This window comes from Commensalibacter melissae, from assembly GCF_009734185.1.
Taxonomy (GTDB): Bacteria; Pseudomonadota; Alphaproteobacteria; order Acetobacterales; family Acetobacteraceae; genus Commensalibacter; species Commensalibacter melissae.
Map to the genome: position 1 here is coordinate 363,488 of NZ_CP046393.1, position 17,697 is coordinate 381,184.

Below are 17,697 nucleotides of genomic sequence, written 5' to 3' on the forward strand. Positions count from 1 at the left end.
TTGTAGATTTAATATATTCCAAAAGAAAAATTTTAAAAAAAACTGTTTTATTAACAGCTTAATAGATAATTATCAAATATTATTTTGACCAATTCAATGTGATGCACATGGTTATCCAAATATTCAATAAAAAAAATAACGGGTTAACATCTGATTCCAATAAAGAAAAACGCGTAGGATCAAATATACGCAGGGAAATTCTGAGAGCTTTAAAGACAGCTTTTCCTTTAATGTTAAGTGTCATTCCTTTTGGTCTGTTATTGGGGGCGCAGGCAAAGATACATGGATTGTCAACGCTTGAGCTCTGGTTAATGTGCAGTTTAAATTTTGCTGGCGGATCTGAATTTGTCGCGATTAATTTATGGCAAAAAACACCGCCATTATTATTGATTGTTGCGATGACCTTACTGGTGAATTGCCGTCATATTTTAATGGGCGCCACCATGATACAGTTTTGCAAGCGTTTTTCATTAAAAAGGATTTTACCATCTTTTTTCTTTTTATGTGATGAATGTTGGGCATTGTCATTGCAGGACTGTTATCACAGGTTAAAAAAAGTCATTAGTCCATCTTTTAGTTATATATTTTATATGACTGTAGGAGTTTCTTTGTATCTTGTCTGGGTTACAAGTGCCGTGATAGGAATTTTATTGGGGCCTTTATTTGGTAATCTTTTGCATTATGGATTTGATATGGCGTTTGCAGCCATATTCATTGTTTTACTTCGTGGTATGTGGCTGGGATGGAGAAAAGGCATTATCTGGGCAAGTAGCCTTATAACTGCCTGTATAGTGTATATGTTTGTGCCTGGGGAATGGTATATTATTGCGGGTACTTTGACCGGAATAATATTTGTCTTTCTGGTTCCCAATCACATGCTGCAGGCATCAAAAAATGTTTAGTACCTACATTAATGAACACGCTTTTCTGACGATTATATTCATGGGGATGGTAACATATCTGACACGAATTGGTGGATACCTTGTTTTTAGTAAATATGATCATCCCCGATTAAAGAACATATTGGAAATTGTTCCTGGATGCGTAATGATTTCCTTGATCGCACCTTATTTTGTTACAGGACGGATGGCAGATATGATTGCATTAATCTTTACGGTAACGGCGGCTATTCGATGCTCTTTTTTGGTTACACTGATTATCGCGATAGGATCAGCTGGATTATTACGATATCTTCTAGGTTAAATACGCCATAATCCAGCTTGTTATGTTTTATATTTTTAGGCAATAGCTACCTGGTTTATTGAGTTTTTAAATCCAATATCTGAACCATGTGCTTTTTGAATAATTTCTTGCAATTTTTCAAAAGCACGGGTTTCAATCTGACGGATACGTTCTCTGGAAATTTTATAGACTTTTGAAAGTTCTTCCAAAGTTGCAGGTTTATCTTTTAACCTACGCTCCGTTAATATTTCACGTTCTCTGGGTTTTAAGCCTTCCATCGCTTTTTGTAGAATATTATGACGTTGGGATAGTTCTTCACGTTCGGCATAGCTCTCTTCCTAGTTAATGGCGTCATCAACCAGCATATTCTGCCATTCGTTATAATCACTGTCGTTTCCCATAGGGGTATTTAGGCTGTGATCTTGAGCGCTTAACCGTTGATTCATACTTTGAATCTCGGATGTAGTTACCCCAAGTTTCTCCGAGATTGTTTCCAATTGTTCCGGGGTTAGATCAGTGTCACTAAAGGCCTTAATCTGGCTTTTAACGCGACGTAAATTGAAAAAAAGCTTTTTTTGAGCAGCGGTTGTCCCTATTTTAACCAAAGACCAGTTGTGAAGAATATATTCCTGAATGGCCGCTTTAATCCACCAAATTGCATAGGTTGTAAACCGGAACCCACGGTCTGGATTAAAACGTTGGATGGCTTGAAGCATACCTATATTTCCCTCACTTATCAATTCATTCAGGGGCAAGGCATAGCGTTTGTATGTTGTGGCTATTTTAACGACTAATCTTAAATGTGCATTGATCAATTTATGTGCAGCCTGTATATTTCCCTCCTCTTTCCACTGTTTCGCATAGGTGAATTCCTCTTCAGCTGTTAAGAGGGGAAATTTGCGGATATTCTGGATATATTGTGTAATGTTGTTTTCTGGCGTGATATCTAACATTGAAGGAACCATTGATTTGTACCTTTATGATGTTATGGTCTGCGTAAAACAGAACACATGTCTTGTTGATCTTTATTGTATTTTTAATTAATGCAGTTGACCCACATTTATATTTTATGAAGTTTGTTTTGTTTACGAACATTGTTATATCAGACTAATTTAGTCCTGTCAAAAAAAATAACATAAAAATAAAGTATATTTTCATCGATAAATTCGATTATAGGTAATAAAAATTGAACTGGTTAATATTTATAGAGTTTAAAACATGTATTTTACAAAATTTTAATCTTTATAATTAATAATTTATTAATAAATTTTTAACAAGTTATTTTTTTCTTTGCAAGAGTGTTTATTTCGAATCGAAAAATAAGGATTTATTATATCTTTATTTTTCCGTAGTTATTTTCTTTATTAAACGTTCCATATCCTGGGGCAATGATGTTTCAAACTCATGATATTTATTGCTTATGGGATGATTAAATCCTAAAAGTGTCGCATGCAGGGCCTGTCTGGGAAAATCAAGAAGTTCATTTCTTTGATCTATGGGTAAGATTTTTGCAATGGCGGGAATCCGCTTAAGATATACGGGATCACCTATTAAGGGGTGACCTTGTTTCGATAAATGCACACGAATCTGGTGAGTGCGTCCTGTATCAAGTTTACACTGAATAAAGCTTACAGCTGGATTTATTATTTTTTGAATTTTATAATTTGTTTTGGCATATTTTCCACCTTTTTTGACAATTGTCATTTTTTTACGATCATAGGGGTCACGACCGATATTTCCTTCAATAGACCCTGGACTTGGGTTTGGTATTCCCCAACAGATGGCATGATATAACCGGTTTATGGTTCGATCTGCAAAATCAGCGGATAGTTTGCTTAAGGCTTGTTCAGATTTTGCGACAACCATTACTCCAGAAGTGTCTTTGTCCAGCCGATGAATGATTCCGGGACGTTTTTCTCCTCCTATTCCTGACAGGCTGTCTCCACAATGCGCCAAAAGAGCATTGACCAAGGTACCATTTTCATTTCCCGGGGCTGGATGTACAACTAATCCAGCCGGTTTATTGATTACGATAAGATGATTGTCTTCAAATAGAATTTCCAGGGAAATGTCCTGAGGTATCAATGAATACTCTTTTACTTCAGGGATTTGCAATTCAATTTTATCATTTGTTTTAATGGGAGTTGATGGATTTTTAACAGGGACATGATTACGTTTACAATGTCCTTGTTCAATGAGTGCTTTAATTCTTGATCGTGAATAATTTTGATAGGTTTTGCTTAAAAATCGATCAAGTCTTAAATTATTGTATTTTTCTTGAACTGAAGTTACAAGCAAAGTTGAGTCGATCGTGTTTGAACCATTCATACAGAAAGTACCTTAATGTCAATGAATATATCCCTTGAAAACAAAGATTCTTTATCACGAAAAAATAAAGGATTGTTAGCTTTAGTTGTATTTTTGGGAATTCTGATAATAATGGCCACAACGATACTGGTTTTCGCAATTATCAGTCGTATAACTCATAAGAAAAACGATTCTGTCATGATTTATGAAAATTCACTAAAAATTACACGTCCAATCAGTATATTGCAAGAACCTAAAGGGACACGGATAGAAAAGGTCACACGTCAGTCTGACAGGATGGTATTGATAACATTGAGAGGTGGAGGGCCTGATCGTTTGATTTTCTGGGACATTGATCAACAAAAAAAGGTGGCGGAAGTTAAAATTATCGATTCGGGGATTGATGATAAATAGTTTGTTAATTGAAAAAGAATTTTTATGAAACACCTTGCATATATTCGGATTTATAATATGAATAGTTATTGCAATTATCAAATAAAAAAACAAGAAATAATATATGTATGGATTTTTATACTTTGTTTTACTTTATAAAAAAATGTAATATTTTGATATTTTAATGACAATTGAGAAAAATAGTATATAATTGAATTATAACAATCATTTAAAGGAGAATTGTTATGAGTAAACATGAAGTATCAAAAAAAGAAGCTCACAAAGCTGCCGAAACGCTAAGGGATCCTAAAGCTAGTAAATGTGATAAATCCGAAGCAGGTTCTGAATTATCAAAGAAAAAAAATCAAGGTAAAAAATAGATAACTAGATAATTAATCCCATTTATTTTGATTTTTATATGCTAAACTCAAATAACGATTGCAGGTCTTTGAAAAGGGACTATTTAACAGTCGTTATTTTTTTGTGATTAATTTGGATTTTTTGGTGAGTTTTAGTTGCTTTTTAGGGCAGGATGACGTAGATAAAAGAAAAATATAGAAGGTTTCTGGTCCCGTTCGTCTAGAGGCCTAGGACACTGCCCTCTCACGGCAGCAACACGGGTTCAAATCCCGTACGGGACACCAAAAGAGAATATCAATCTAGCAATACGTTAAATAATTATTATCGTAAGATTATATAGATATTTAAAAAAGTACTAGAAGATTTGCTTCAAAAATAATTGAAAATATTTTCAATACGAAATTATCTGTTTTGTTTAAACAAAATCTTTTTTCGCATTATAATATAGACATAGTTTTTTCATATTGTGAAATGGAAAAATATTAGATTACTGAAAATAATTTTTGTAATAGATCCATATAATATTTTGGTAAAATTATGCAAAAAAAAATTATAAAGCCTAAAAGACCTTTTATAATCAAAATGGGGAAAAAACTTCGTCCTTATTTTAATAAAGTGCTTTCCCGTTATTCAGAAATTCCGGATCAACCCGTATATGATATTTCGGTTCTACCATGGATATCTGTAATTGAAGCTAATGCAGATATAATTCGTAAAGAATGGGAACAGCTTGTTCAGAAGTATCAAAATGAATCTGTTAACGCACCCTCACTGCGAGATATATCTCCTGACCATGCTAGAATTGCCGCGGATAAACGTTGGAAATCCTTTTTTTTGCAGGGTTACGGGTTACGGGTGATGGAAAACTGTAAGTTAATGCCTAAAACAGCAGCTTTGATAGATAAGATTCCGAATTTAAATTCAGCGTTTTTTTCTATTCTTGAACCGGGTGCCGTTATCCCCCCGCATTATGGTGTGACCAAAGGTTTGCTTACGTGTCATCTTGGGGTCGCTGTGCCGATAGATCAAAAAAAATGTTGGATTGATGTTGATACGCAACGTTTATACTGGGTCCAGGATAAATGCATTCTTTTCGATGATACCTATAGGCATAGTGTTGAAAATGATACGAATCAAACTCGGGTTGTTTTATTATTTCAGGTTTTAAGACCGGAAAGAGGATTTGGTAAGGTTGTTCAAGATCTGTTTATGATGGCGATCCGTCGTTCTGCCTTTGTTAAAGAAGCCTATGATAATTTTATGAAAATCAATAAACAACAAATATTACATTAGTTATTGATTGAGGTATTTGATTTTTTATTAATGTTTAATGTTTTAATCAATGAATTGGGGTTGCAGAAAGGATTATTGAATAATAAGTGAATTGTTATAATTTTTAATTAGGTTATAAATAATTACTGTAAATATTCTGGAGAAAGTGTAGATTTGTGAGAATCGGTTTTTTAGACTGTTTTGCTGGTATGAGTAGCAGCCGATTTATAGGGGCTTTGGCAAGTGCCGGTGTTCCTGAACAAATTTTACAAGATGCAGTTGACGCCCTTGATATAGGCGCACGTCTAGAATTAATGCATGTCAAGCGAAGCAATATTGCAACGATCAAAGCCTATATTAGTTTTGACATTTCAGAAAATGGCTTGAATTTTTCTCATGATTTCTTGCGTTCTTTTCAAGATGAAAAAGTCAATAATAAACAGTTGCTGGGAACAATTCAGGCCTTGATTTCCAATGCGTCTCTACCTGTAAAAGCGAAAAAGCTTATTTTGGAAACTTTTCAGAATTTGGCTGAAGCACAAGCCAAAATCTCAGGTCTGCCAATCGAAGAAATCAGTTTTCATGAGATTAAAGCGCTGAACACGATTGTTGGAGTAACAGTTTGTTGCGTTGCATGTGTCTGGCTGAAGATAGATCAATGGTATGTTTCTCCCTTGAATGTAGGATCGGGAATCAAAAAAGATTCCAAGGGATTTTTACCTATTCCAACCCCTGTAACGCTTGAGCTTTTGGGAAATGAGGTTCTTATTTATGCCTCGGGTCCACAAAAGGAATTGTTAACCCCAACCTGTGCCGCATTGTTGAAAGCGTTAAAGACCAGTTATCAGCCTTGCCCTCCAATCTTGATTTCTCGTATAGGGTATGGAGGGGGAAGAATGGAATATGATAATCTTCCAAATTTTTTAAGACTATGTGTGGGAACCACAACAAAAGGAAAAAATACACAATCAGTTATTGGGGAAATTGTTATTGTAGAGGCAGAATTTGCCAAATCATCGCAAGATGCATTAATTGAATTACAAACCCATCTTTATGCGAATGGGGCAAAATTTGTCTATACTGTGCCAATTTATTCAGTCTTTAATCAAATGACCGATAAGGTTGTTATTTTCTGTCTCCCGGAACATGCTGATGAGATGCGTCGTTTCTTATTTCAAAGATTAAAAACGGCATATGTGCATTGGCGTATTGAGAAATATGAAAATTTGATTCATTATGATGAAAACGTTAATACCCCATGGGGAAAAATAAAAGTTATTGTGGGACAACTGTTAAACAATCAAATTGTTTCAGTTGTTCCTGATAAAACAACATGCCGCTCTATTGCCAAAGCACATGATTTATCAACAGTTGAAATTGAGGAAACGGTTAAACGGTTGTTTTTTTCCGGGAAAAGTTGATTGAAATTATGAATAAAGATTTAAAAAACGTATAAAAATCTGTATAAGAAAACCTATTATTATTGTAATATTTCCGTTTTATTGATGTACAAAAGGCAAAATGCGAATAGGAATAAATTCACAAGCTGCCTTAATAATCATTGGAGAGGCTACATGACGAAGAATTTAATTGCTTCATTCTCTTTTTCCCGTTCTTTGGTAATGGTCAGTGCTTTAAGTCTGGGGCTTGTAGCTTGTTCCAGTCATAAAAAAGAACGGGATCTGATTTTGCCCGAAAACCATCTTGTTGGTGTGGATCGTTCAGCCACAGGTGGGGATGATAGTCTGGCAGGTGGTGTTAACGCTTATTTATGGCGTGCGGCATTGGATACGTTGGCTTTTATGCCCATGCTTTCAGCTGATGCTGTGGGGGGAAGCATTATAACGGATTGGTATCAGCCTGTTCCATCTAATCCTGAAAGATTTCAAGTTGTTTGCACTGTACTTGACCGACGGTTGAGATCGGATTCGATCAGTGTTGTTGTTCATCGTCAGATAAAGGAAAACGGACAGTGGGTCGATGCGCCTGTAACCTCTCATACAGCTTCAGATCTTACCAGTAAAATTCAGGTGCGCGCACGTCAGTTGCGTGCTGATAAACTTAAGTAAATTTAATATATTTGATAGACTAACATGAATAATTCCACTCCATCATCGTATGATTTTCAACGTGTAGAATTTTATTGGCAACAGCAATGGGCAAAACGTCATTTGTTTGATGTACCCAATGTACCTAATTCTGAATTGCCAAAATATTATGTCTTGGAAATGTTTCCATATCCATCTGGACAGTTGCATATGGGGCATGTAAGAAATTATACATTGGGGGATGTTGTCGCTCGATACAAGCGGGCAAGGGGCTATAGCGTATTACATCCTATGGGATGGGATGCTTTTGGTCTTCCAGCTGAAAATGCTGCCAAAAGCCACGGTGTTTCTCCTGTTAAATGGACTATGGAAAATATTGCCGCCATGCGGGAAGAACTCAAAAGATTGGGCTTCTCCCTAAACTGGGACAGAGAATTTGCTACGTGTCAGCCCGAATATTATGGTCAGCAACAAAAATTGTTTTTAAGCTTGCTGGAAGAAGGCCTGGTTGAGCGTCGCGAAAGTTGGGTGAATTGGGATCCTGTTGATCAAACTGTGTTGGCTAACGAACAGGTAATTGATGGCAAGGGATGGCGTTCTGGAGCTCCAATTGTAAAAAAACAGCTTTTCCAGTGGTTTTTGAAAATTACGGATTTTGCACAGCCTTTATTAGATGGATTGAATACACTAAATGACTGGCCTGATCGTGTGAAAGCGATGCAAGAGCGGTGGCTGGGAAGATCCGAAGGGGCAAAAGTGCGTTTTGAGGTTCTGAATTTGCCAGCAGATTTTGAATCTAGTTTGAACGTTTTGGAAATATTTACAACCCGTCCGGATACCCTGTTTGGTATGGCATTCGTTGCTATTTCACCTGATCACCCGATGGCGGCTAAATTGGCAAAGACAAATCGCGAAGTGGCTGATTTCATAGCCGAATGTCATCAGTTGGGCACTTCAGAAGAGGCGATTGAGAAAGCTGAAAAAAGAGGGGTCGATACTGGCCTGAAAATTCGGCACCCTTTTATGCCTGATCAGGAATTTCCAATCTGGATTGCCAATTTCGTATTGATGGACTATGGAACGGGTGCAATATTTGCGTGTCCCTGTGGTGATCAGCGGGATTTGGATTTTGCACGCAAATATAAAATTGATTTCAAGACAGTTGTTGTTCCTAAAGGAGAAACTTCTGAAACCTTTAAAGTTACCGAGACTGCATATACAGATCAGGGAATTGCTGTAAATTCTGGCTTCTTGGATGGATTGCCAACAGTCAAAGCCAAGGATGTGGCAATAGCGGAATTGGAAAAATTGGGCATTGGTGAAAAAGTGGTGAACTGGCGTTTAAGGGATTGGGGAATTTCCCGTCAGCGTTATTGGGGTTGTCCAATACCTGTTATTCATTGTCCAAAATGCGGAATAGTCCCTGTTCCTGAAGGCCAGTTGCCGGTTCAGTTACCAGAGGATGTTGATTTCTCTTTATCCGGAAATCCGTTGGATAATCATCCAAGCTGGAAACATGTTGAATGTCCCCATTGTCATGGAGCTGCTCAGAGAGAAACCGATACATGCGATACATTTGTAGATAGTTCCTGGTATTTTGCACGATTTACAGCACCTTATGCCGAAACCCCGACAGAAAAGGAGGCTGTTCATCGTTGGATGCCGGTAGATCAGTATATTGGTGGAATTGAGCATGCGATATTACATTTGCTATATGCGCGTTTCTTTACACGAGCCATGAAGCAAATGGGGTATGTAAGTGTTGATGAGCCTTTTAAAGCTTTATTTACTCAGGGTATGGTGATGCATGAAAGTTATCAAGATGCACAAGGCGAGTGGATTTTTCCTGACGAAGTAAAAAAAACAGGGAATAAAGCTGTTTTACGTGATACCGGTGAAACTGTTAAGATTGGTCGTGTTGAAAAAATGTCAAAGTCCAAGAAAAACACGATTCCACCATCTGCAATTATTGAACGTTTTGGTGCTGATACGGCACGTTGGTTCATATTGTCAGATAATCCTCCCGAAAGGGACATGGAATGGACAGAGGAAGGGGTAATGGCTACTTCCCGTTACCTGCAACGTTTATACCGTTTGGTTGTAACGGTATCGCAACAGGTTCCAGTGCTGGTTGTTTTGCCTGATACATTTTCGGAAAATGCGGATCAATTGCGACGCTTGGCCCATCACACTATTGTTGCGGTAACAGAATCATTGGATAATTTTGCTATGAATGTTGCGATTGCAAGATTGCGCGAATTAACCAATGCTCTGGCTGATGCAGAAAAAAAATCGGGTGAACCGGGAATGGATTTTGCCCGTCGTGAAGCTGCCATGATGTTAAGTCGACTTTCCAGTCCGTTAATTCCGCATATGGCGGAAGAAATGATGTCTCATCTTTTTGAAGATCACAAATTGTTGGCTGAAAGTGAATGGCCTAAAGCGGATGAAGCTTTGTTAACCGCGACAAAAGTGGTTATTGCTGTGCAAATAAAGGGCAAGTTACGGGGAACGATTGAGGTTGCTCCGGATATGGAAAAAGAAAAGATAATCCAATTGGCACAGCGGGAGAAAACAGTTTCTAAATTTTTGGAAGGAAAAACGGTTTTAAAGACAATTTATGTGCCTAATAAAATCGTTAATTTTGTGGTAAACTGATGAAATCATTAACTATATTCCTTAAAAAATCCAGTGTTCCCTTGTGGTTTGCAATTTTATTGGCAGGATGTGGTTTTCATCCTGTCTATAAAAAAACGGCTACATTGGATACCAATAAGGAATTGAAAAAAGTTTATATTCCTGTTTTGAATGATCGTTTTGGTCAGCAAATTCGGCAGTTTTTACAACAGAATATGGCAGGGGATGGGCCTGAAGATCCAAAAACATATGAGTTAGATGTAACCCCGTCTTTAAGTGAAGAAGCGATTGATATTCATTATGACAATTCTTCGGGTCGGGCAAGAATGACCGGGAATGCGCATTGGATATTGAAAACCATATCTGTTAATCCAGTCATTTTGGCACAGGGTGATGCGCAGACAATGGATGGTTATAATATTACTTTTGAACAATATTTTGCTCAGACGTTGAATGACGAAAACGCGCAAACTCGTGTTGCTCAGAATTTGGCGAATGAAGTTACACAACAAGTTGCTGTCTGGTTCAGGCATAATGATTCTTTTCAAGAAACAAGTAAAGTTCCGAATACACCCAAGGCGCAGTATATGTTACCAAGCATGATGCCTGGAACAAGCGGAGCACAGACTCAATCAGCGGGAAGTGATGGAATGCCAGCAATGGCTACCGGTCGAAATACCATGATTCCTGTTGGAATGGATAACATGACAGAAGATGAAATGCCTTCAGATAAGTAATGGATAAAAGATGAAATAAGGGTATCAATATTTCATGAAAATCGATGCACGAAAAATTACAAGTATTTTTCAAGATATCAATCAATTTCGTGTATATCTGATTTATGGAGAAAATACAGGATTGGTACGAGAACGTGCCAGCCGCTTGGTAAAAAAAATTGCCAATAGTTTGAACGATCCTTTTCTTGTTGCTGTTTTGGATAAGGAAAATCATGACCGTTTGGTTGAAGAGGCGACAGCCTTATCTTTGATGGGTGGGCAACGTGCTGTATGGGTAAGAGATGCATCGGATAATTTAGCTAAAAAACTTGAAATTTTTTGCGCTTCTTATTTGAACAAAGAAAATTTATCTCATTTGGACTCAGTGATTGTTATTGAAGCGGGCAGTCTTTCCACTCGTTCTCCCTTGCGGATCTTGGCTGAAAAACATCCATTAATGGCGGCAATTGCGTGTTATGCAGAGACTGGGCGCTCACTGGAAGAAACTGTTCATTCACTATTGGGGAAAAAGAAGATTTCCCCGGATGCATTCCGATATTTATTGGCAATGTTAGGTGGAGATCGAATTCTTATTCGTAATGAGATAGAAAAACTATTACTTTTTGTTGGAGATGAGGCAGAAATTACAATTGAAGCTGTTGAACAGGTCTTGGGGGATAGTAATGAATATTCTGTAGAGGATATTTTATATGCGGTTATGACAGGGCAAACAATTGTTGCAGATCGTACGTTAAATCGGGGACTTAAGGAAGGGATTACCTTGATTGCGCTTATTCGTGGAATTTTATATTTAAATGATCGTATGATGCAGGTTAGGATTATGATGGAAGAAGATGGATTGCCCCTGAAATCTGCAATGGGAAAATTAAATCCACCAATTTTTTTCAAGCGTGCCAATGATTTTCAAAGGGCAATGACCTATTGGAATAAAGAACGATTATTGGATCTTGCCAGACAAGTTCAGTATCTGGAACTTTTAAGCAAGCAAACTGCTGTGCCGGGTGAAACATTATGTCGACAGTTTATGTTGATGATTGCCCAGATGGTTAAGGATAAAAAAATGGTAATGAATTTAAAGGAACTCTTTTCAAATATATAAAGACAGGGTAAAAGAGGCATAGTGTCTGCGTAGCTCAGCAGGATAGAGCACAGGATTCCTAAATATTGGGCATCTTATTTGGAAACAGTAAGGTGAATCCACTCTAATTCGGGGAACGCTTCGATCAAGAACGGTCATGCCAATCCCGAGCCAAGTCTGTTTTGAATTTAACAGAAAGGTGTAGAGACTGTACGGGTGGTACCTACGGAAATATTTCTATGGTAAAGAGACAGTCCAGCTTACAAACATTGATTGTCAATTTCACAATCAATGGCGATGAAAATCGTGGTGAGATGAATCCTGGGGCCGTGGGTTCGAATCCCGCCGCGGACACCATTTGAATATGCCAGATGTTGCCAATTCCTGACAAATCCCTTGTTTTTCCTAAAAAATCCATATTTACCTATCATATTCTTGTCAGTTCATGACAGATTATGCGATAAAAAGTGGGTACAAATTCAAGGAAAGTGGGTACAAATTATCTTAACTGATTCAGAACGTTCAGTTGGATAGAATGGGAATTTATATCCTTGAATATTTTTTGGTTAAATAAAATTGGCAAGATTAGTTTGATGATAATAATTATTTGTTGCCTAATGACAGCCGGTTATTATATTTTTAAAGGAATCTGTTCTTATCTGGATCAAAAAAGATTTTCTTAATATTTAAATGGAATTAACGTATAATGTAATAGTTTGAAATCAATAAATTTATATTATGCTACTAAATTACAGAACGTTTTTAATAATCTTATTTTTTTATATAACTATAATAATAGCTATTGTTTTTTTGGGTAGTCGCAAAAAGATTGACAATGCTGATTTACTTGTGGTTTTTGGTACCAAAATTAATGAGGATGGTACTCCAAGTGCTGGATTGAAAGCACGTTTAGATGAGACGGTGTTTGTATATCGTAAACATGTGGCCTCTTTAATTTTTGTTAGCGGGGGATTGGGAAAAGAAGGATATAATGAGGCTAAGGTTATGGCCGATTACTTACTTACCTAGAATATACCCCGTGAAGCGGTTATTCTTGATGAAAAAGGGGTTAATACAAGAGCAACTGTCAAAAATGTGGTTGAATTATGCACTAAGCAACATTTTAAGTCAGTTATTGCAATATCTCAGTATTATCATCTACCCAGAATACAACTGGCTTTTAAACAGGCGGGCATGCCATTGAAAGGTCAATCTGCTCCGCGTTATAATTCATGGCGGGATATTTTTTCTTTGAATAGAGAGATAGTAGCCTATTTGTTTTACTGGTTAAAATTAAAATAATTTTTGAAAATTGCGGGTAGGCAATAATGATCATCTGAAAATTTTTATAATAATTGCATTACATTTCTTCCAAACCGTTTTCGGAAGGGAAAAATTACAATAGAGCTTGTATTGTCTTACCGTCCATGATAACGCATCCTCGTGAATTAACTCTCCAATAGTGTAAATCATTAATCCATTTTCATAGCCAATAAAAATGCAGACATCATGTTCTTTTACTGTTTTCCGTGGATGAATAACAATTACATCGCCAACACGGAATAGGGGGTACATAGCATGATTGCCGATTATAATTCCAAATGCATCTTTTTCAAGGTTAACCAGATGAGGTCGTGGAATATATTCTACAGGTGTATTTGTAATTAAGAAATAATTGTCAAGTTCCTTGATGGTGGCGAATATAGGAATGTCACTGTTTATTTTTTTCAAATAATTTGATGTCGATTTATGTTCATTTATGACATCATGAATATTTACCGTATTTATATCGCTATTGATATTTTCCTTGTGATTGTTGGAATGGGTCAATTCAAAGGCTCTTTTATTTTGATCTTTGTTAAGATCAGGATCCAGGTCAGCTATATTTACGCCCAATGCGCTGGCGATATATGGCAGATATTTGCTGCGTTTAATTCTGCCTTTTTCAATACTGTTAATTGTTTGCTGTTTACATCCTACAATATCAGCTAGGTTTTCTTGTGTATAGCTGTTTTTCAAACGATACCGTTCTACATTTTTACCTATAATATTTTTGTATCGTTTTTCATTATAATTGATCATAAAGATCAATTTATTTATTTTTCTCTAAAAATCTCTACTTTTTTTATTGTAAAAAACAATTTTATTTGTATTAATTACTATATTTACTATTTAATGTTTTGTAATAATGATAATTATAAATATATTAATAATTTAAAAGAAATATAATTATAAAAGGATATAAAATGACTGAAAAATTATTTTTAAAAAAAGTATGTATTGATTTTGACCCTTTCCAAAAAAATAACCGTTTGGCAATTGTTCCGTATATTGATGAGGATATTAACGAATTGCAAAAAGAGCTATGGATTGAATTAATGTTAGGATCCTCACCATTATATATTCATTTTAAAAATATATCTTTTTGTAATAATCAGGCTATTTATGAGGCTGATGCTTATACAAATAATCGTCCTAAGACACAGGTTTATTGTGCCTCAACGATTGGTGAATAAATTATAATATTCAAATAAACATTATTTGTATGTATAGCTGTTTTATATCAAAATCTTATATCATTCGTTGGTTGAAATAGTATATATAAAAGGTTTATTGAAAATTTATATATACTATTATTTTAATATAGTAATCTATTCTTTTTATTAAAGAATTATTAATTATAATAAACAAATAATTTATATTTTAATTTTTTTTTATTATTGATAATAATTATATTGAATATAATTTATTATTTATGTATTTCACTCTTATAATTATTGCCTCAATTAGTTTATTTACTTTTGTTAAATAATAATTAAATGCCTGAAATTATTGAGTGAATATTTTAATGAATAGACGATCGTTAGTTTTTAACGCTATATTGATCTATTGCTTAAGCTTTTTATGCTTACATAACAAGGCTTACGGTTTTGGTAATAACCAGTATTATAATTCATTGCAATATCAAGGATATCGTCAAAGGCAGGAATTAATGGATATGGAATTGCCTTTATCCAACGATATTTCTGTTAATCAGGGCGAGAAATTCATGCCTCAGATCAAGGATTGTGTAAAAATCAATAATATTGATATTGAAAATCCGTACAGTCTTTCAAAAGAAAAAATAGACCATATCATTAAAAAATGGAATCATCGTTGTTTAACTGTTTCGGATATAAATACAATCCTAAATATTTTAAATCAGGCTTATCTTAAAACCAATTTTTTGACGACAAGGGCATACCTGCCACAACAAGATTTATCTTCTGGTCATTTGCGTATTGTTATTATTGAAGGCAGGATTGAAAATTTCAATTTTACAGGAACTCCTGAACGATTTCATGAAATGACGGCTTTTCCATGGATTGCTGGTAATGTTTTGGATCTGAATGATTTGAAACAGGGACTGGATAACATGAATCGTTTACCTAATTGGAAAACCTCATTAAAAATCAATAAAGGTCATCAGGATAATACTTCTATTGTTGAGGTGAAAACTCCAAAAGCGGGTTTAATTCATGGCAAGGTGAGTACGGATAACAATGGGCAAAGCATTTCAGCCAGAACGATAGGTCGATCGAATTTTATTGTTACTGATCTTTTTGGTGTATTAGATATGTGGTCATTTGAATATGATCATTCGTTAAATAATCGACAGAGGTTGGGACATAACTCGTTTTTTTCCATGGAGGGTTCCGTTCCAATGGGTCCATGGTTATTATGGTGTGGATGGTGGCGTTCAGATGATATGTATCATGATGGACCAAAAATCGCGTTGCATCGTGAAGATGTAACACAGAAGGATTTTCATGTTGGAATTTCCAGGGTTTTAACCAGGGATTTAATTGGTGTAACTTCTTTAATTATTTCCTATCAAACAAAATCCTTCATGAATTATAGAAATCATATTCGTGAAAATTATAAAAGCGCACGTTTGTCGATGTTAAATATAACTTTAAGTGAATATACCAAATTGTGGGATCGGGTATGGTATATTAATCTGGGAACTAAAATTGGATTAAATGGATTAATGACCAAGACCTGGATAAATAATTCAGGAAAATATGCACCACATACGCGATTTGTTAAATTTATCCTGGATATACAGGGAGATCAGCCTATAATAAAATCGCTGACTTGGCACACTTTTGTGCATGGTGAATATAGCGACAAAAGTCAATATGATAACGAGCAGATGCAGATTGGGGGACCATATACAGTAAGGGGATTTATACGTCAGAATTTGGCTGGTAATGCCGGTGTTTATATTCGGAATGATCTTTCTTGGACTTTACCAACGGATGATATGCACTGTGGAGACTATCAGGCTTTTTGCGATTTTTTTCTGGATAAGTCAGAGTTCTACGGTTCTTTGGATGCAGGAATGACACGAGCCGTCTATGCTACCCCTTATCATGTTGACAAGCCAAAAGTCGGTAATATCGGGAGTGGAGGAATAGGGCTAAGAAAAAAAGATGGAATTTTTATGTGGGATGCATCGGTGACGCATGCCTTTACCCCTTCTATTCTTGCCCCAGAAGGATGGATTGCTGGTTTTGCGTTTGGTATAAGTTTTTAAATTTTTTTATAGATTAAGAATTTTCTTTAAAATATCATTATTATCAATGAATTTAACAAGATAAATGGATAAAGGAAATATATGCCTGCAGCCTTGACCCAGACCGAATTGATTGCTGTGTTGGTATCAATTATAGATTATATGCCTTATGTTATGACAATTAATAAGGGATCAACGCTTCCATCTGGTTCTTTTGAACCGGGACATCAAAGTTTACAAGCAGGATTACGTGCTTGGATTCATCAACAAACACGTTATCCTGTCGGTTTTTTGGAACAACTTTATACTTTTGCCGATCAAGACCGCATATACAATCAACCTCAAGTTCGAAGCATTTCGATTAGCTATCTTGGACTTGTGCGTCATCAAGATTTCAGTCTAAACGAAACGGAATGGCATGATTGGTATGAATATTTTCCATGGGAAAATGAGTTAAAACCAGCTGTAAAAAATATACGAGAAACAATGGTCGGGGCTTTATATGAATGGCAGAGCCGGAAAACGGAAGATACAGAACAAACAAAACGTCGTATTGAATTCTTATTTGGTCTGAATGGATATGCCTGGAATGAAGATCTTATTTTACAGCGCTATGAATTGTTATATGAGGCAGGCATGGTTCCGGAAGCAGGGAATAGATATCTAGAAAGGAAAGATTTTGCTGGTCAGGGTATGTTTGCTGATCATCGACGGATTTTAGCTACAGCAATTGCGCGGTTAAGGGCACAAATCAAATACAAGGCCCTGGTATTTGAACTAATGCCGACAGAATTCACTTTGTTGCAATTGCAAAAAACCATTGAACGTATTATAGGGCGTTCTTTGCACAAGTCTAATTTTAGGCGAATGATTGAACAACAGAATTTGATTGAGGAGACTGGTCATATTACTGACCAGTATCGTGGCAGACCAGCAAAACTTTTTAGGTACCAAAAGTCAATTGTTGATGCCAGAGCAATGTCTGGATCAAAATTGCCATTAGTAAGGAATTGACATTCTTTGTATTTTAAGGATAAAATGGCATATATATACTCAAGTTGAGTATAAAAGGAGAGTGACATGCAGCAGGGACTACCTGATTATTTAGAAAATAAACTGGGCAGA

The 17,697-nt window shown here is 35.9% G+C and carries 16 protein-coding genes, 1 tRNA gene and 2 pseudogenes; 16 read left to right on the top strand and 3 right to left on the bottom strand.

Annotated features, from left to right (window positions below; genetic code table 11):
• The first annotated feature begins 107 nt into the window (after positions 1-107).
• The gene (locus GN303_RS01625) at positions 108-902 is read left to right on the top strand and encodes an AzlC family ABC transporter permease (protein ID WP_110439385.1); all 795 of its coding nucleotides are present in this window, start codon (positions 108-110) and stop codon (positions 900-902) included.
• Positions 895-1,203 (top strand): AzlD family protein, encoded by a 309-nt coding sequence (locus GN303_RS01630; protein ID WP_110439386.1) that lies wholly within the window; start codon positions 895-897, stop codon positions 1,201-1,203. The genes GN303_RS01625 and GN303_RS01630 overlap by 8 nt, the downstream gene beginning before the upstream one ends.
• Positions 1,204-1,238: 35 nt before the next feature.
• On the opposite strand, the pseudogene rpoH reads toward GN303_RS01630, so the two are convergent.
• Together rpoH and GN303_RS01640 are read right to left on the bottom strand one after the other, a co-directional pair.
• A pseudogene (rpoH, locus tag GN303_RS01635) lies at positions 1,239-2,147 on the bottom strand (RNA polymerase sigma factor RpoH).
• Between the two features lie 373 nt (positions 2,148-2,520).
• Positions 2,521-3,510 carry an RluA family pseudouridine synthase gene (locus GN303_RS01640; RefSeq protein WP_110439387.1) on the bottom strand — a complete coding sequence of 330 codons (990 nt, stop codon included), beginning with the start codon at positions 3,508-3,510 and terminating at the stop codon, positions 2,521-2,523.
• A gap of 21 nt (positions 3,511-3,531) precedes the next feature.
• Here GN303_RS01640 and GN303_RS01645 point away from each other — a divergent pair, with 21 nt between their 5' ends.
• From GN303_RS01645 to GN303_RS08850, 11 genes and pseudogenes are all read left to right on the top strand, one after another.
• A complete protein-coding gene (locus GN303_RS01645; RefSeq protein ID WP_146206668.1) occupies positions 3,532-3,903 on the top strand; it encodes a hypothetical protein in 372 nt (123 codons plus the stop codon).
• 224 nt (positions 3,904-4,127) lie between these two features.
• Positions 4,128-4,262 carry a hypothetical protein gene (locus tag GN303_RS08870; RefSeq protein ID WP_255412382.1) on the top strand — a complete coding sequence of 45 codons (135 nt, stop codon included), beginning with the start codon at positions 4,128-4,130 and terminating at the stop codon, positions 4,260-4,262.
• 188 nt (positions 4,263-4,450) lie between these two features.
• Positions 4,451-4,526 (top strand) — tRNA-Glu (locus tag GN303_RS01650).
• Between the two features lie 253 nt (positions 4,527-4,779).
• Positions 4,780-5,535: an aspartyl/asparaginyl beta-hydroxylase domain-containing protein gene (locus tag GN303_RS01655; protein WP_110439389.1), complete on the top strand. Its 756-nt coding sequence runs from the start codon at positions 4,780-4,782 to the stop codon at positions 5,533-5,535.
• 155 nt (positions 5,536-5,690) lie between these two features.
• Positions 5,691-6,935: a nickel pincer cofactor biosynthesis protein LarC gene (gene larC, locus GN303_RS01660; RefSeq protein ID WP_110439390.1), complete on the top strand. Its 1,245-nt coding sequence runs from the start codon at positions 5,691-5,693 to the stop codon at positions 6,933-6,935.
• A gap of 153 nt (positions 6,936-7,088) precedes the next feature.
• Positions 7,089-7,583: a DUF3576 domain-containing protein gene (locus GN303_RS01665; protein WP_110439391.1), complete on the top strand. Its 495-nt coding sequence runs from the start codon at positions 7,089-7,091 to the stop codon at positions 7,581-7,583.
• A 24-nt stretch (positions 7,584-7,607) separates the two neighbouring features.
• Positions 7,608-10,220: a leucine--tRNA ligase gene (gene leuS / locus GN303_RS01670; protein WP_110439392.1), complete on the top strand. Its 2,613-nt coding sequence runs from the start codon at positions 7,608-7,610 to the stop codon at positions 10,218-10,220.
• A complete protein-coding gene (locus GN303_RS01675; protein WP_110439393.1) occupies positions 10,220-10,936 on the top strand; it encodes a hypothetical protein in 717 nt (238 codons plus the stop codon). The genes leuS and GN303_RS01675 overlap by 1 nt, the downstream gene beginning before the upstream one ends.
• A gap of 34 nt (positions 10,937-10,970) precedes the next feature.
• Positions 10,971-12,035: a DNA polymerase III subunit delta gene (gene holA, locus GN303_RS01680; RefSeq protein WP_110439394.1), complete on the top strand. Its 1,065-nt coding sequence runs from the start codon at positions 10,971-10,973 to the stop codon at positions 12,033-12,035.
• Between the two features lie 218 nt (positions 12,036-12,253).
• On the top strand, positions 12,254-12,376 hold the full coding sequence (locus tag GN303_RS08875; RefSeq protein WP_255412383.1) for a hypothetical protein: 123 nt from the start codon (positions 12,254-12,256) through the stop codon (positions 12,374-12,376).
• Positions 12,377-12,863: 487 nt separating this feature from the next.
• Positions 12,864-13,316: pseudogene (locus tag GN303_RS08850) on the top strand (YdcF family protein).
• Between the two features lie 30 nt (positions 13,317-13,346).
• Here GN303_RS08850 and GN303_RS01695 read toward each other — a convergent pair.
• Positions 13,347-14,096 (bottom strand): helix-turn-helix domain-containing protein, encoded by a 750-nt coding sequence (locus GN303_RS01695; RefSeq protein ID WP_110439397.1) that lies wholly within the window; start codon positions 14,094-14,096, stop codon positions 13,347-13,349.
• A 164-nt stretch (positions 14,097-14,260) separates the two neighbouring features.
• On the opposite strand from GN303_RS01695, the gene GN303_RS01700 reads away from it, so the two are divergent.
• The 3 genes from GN303_RS01700 (at position 14,261) to GN303_RS01710 (ending at position 17,586) form a co-directional block, all read left to right on the top strand.
• On the top strand, positions 14,261-14,530 hold the full coding sequence (locus GN303_RS01700; RefSeq protein WP_110439398.1) for a hypothetical protein: 270 nt from the start codon (positions 14,261-14,263) through the stop codon (positions 14,528-14,530).
• Positions 14,531-14,862: 332 nt separating this feature from the next.
• The gene (locus GN303_RS01705; RefSeq protein ID WP_110439399.1) at positions 14,863-16,593 is read left to right on the top strand and encodes a ShlB/FhaC/HecB family hemolysin secretion/activation protein; all 1,731 of its coding nucleotides are present in this window, start codon (positions 14,863-14,865) and stop codon (positions 16,591-16,593) included.
• A gap of 81 nt (positions 16,594-16,674) precedes the next feature.
• The gene (locus GN303_RS01710) at positions 16,675-17,586 is read left to right on the top strand and encodes an NUDIX hydrolase (protein ID WP_110439400.1); all 912 of its coding nucleotides are present in this window, start codon (positions 16,675-16,677) and stop codon (positions 17,584-17,586) included.
• Positions 17,587-17,697 lie beyond the last annotated feature (111 nt).

What these genes read in the sequence shown, in the direction of transcription:
- GN303_RS01625 (WP_110439385.1), top strand. Translation starts at nt 108, where the DNA reads ATGGTTATCCAAATATTCAATAAAAAAAATAACGGGTTAACATCTGAT.
- GN303_RS01630 (WP_110439386.1), top strand. Translation starts at nt 895, where the DNA reads ATGTTTAGTACCTACATTAATGAACACGCTTTTCTGACGATTATATTC.
- GN303_RS01640 (WP_110439387.1), bottom strand. Translation starts at nt 3,510, where the DNA reads ATGAATGGTTCAAACACGATCGACTCAACTTTGCTTGTAACTTCAGTT.
- GN303_RS01645 (WP_146206668.1), top strand. Translation starts at nt 3,532, where the DNA reads ATGAATATATCCCTTGAAAACAAAGATTCTTTATCACGAAAAAATAAA.
- GN303_RS08870 (WP_255412382.1), top strand. Translation starts at nt 4,128, where the DNA reads ATGAGTAAACATGAAGTATCAAAAAAAGAAGCTCACAAAGCTGCCGAA.
- GN303_RS01655 (WP_110439389.1), top strand. Translation starts at nt 4,780, where the DNA reads ATGCAAAAAAAAATTATAAAGCCTAAAAGACCTTTTATAATCAAAATG.
- GN303_RS01665 (WP_110439391.1), top strand. Translation starts at nt 7,089, where the DNA reads ATGACGAAGAATTTAATTGCTTCATTCTCTTTTTCCCGTTCTTTGGTA.
- leuS (WP_110439392.1), top strand. Translation starts at nt 7,608, where the DNA reads ATGAATAATTCCACTCCATCATCGTATGATTTTCAACGTGTAGAATTT.
- GN303_RS01675 (WP_110439393.1), top strand. Translation starts at nt 10,220, where the DNA reads ATGAAATCATTAACTATATTCCTTAAAAAATCCAGTGTTCCCTTGTGG.
- holA (WP_110439394.1), top strand. Translation starts at nt 10,971, where the DNA reads ATGAAAATCGATGCACGAAAAATTACAAGTATTTTTCAAGATATCAAT.
- GN303_RS08875 (WP_255412383.1), top strand. Translation starts at nt 12,254, where the DNA reads ATGGTAAAGAGACAGTCCAGCTTACAAACATTGATTGTCAATTTCACA.
- GN303_RS01695 (WP_110439397.1), bottom strand. Translation starts at nt 14,096, where the DNA reads ATGATCAATTATAATGAAAAACGATACAAAAATATTATAGGTAAAAAT.
- GN303_RS01700 (WP_110439398.1), top strand. Translation starts at nt 14,261, where the DNA reads ATGACTGAAAAATTATTTTTAAAAAAAGTATGTATTGATTTTGACCCT.
- GN303_RS01705 (WP_110439399.1), top strand. Translation starts at nt 14,863, where the DNA reads ATGAATAGACGATCGTTAGTTTTTAACGCTATATTGATCTATTGCTTA.
- GN303_RS01710 (WP_110439400.1), top strand. Translation starts at nt 16,675, where the DNA reads ATGCCTGCAGCCTTGACCCAGACCGAATTGATTGCTGTGTTGGTATCA.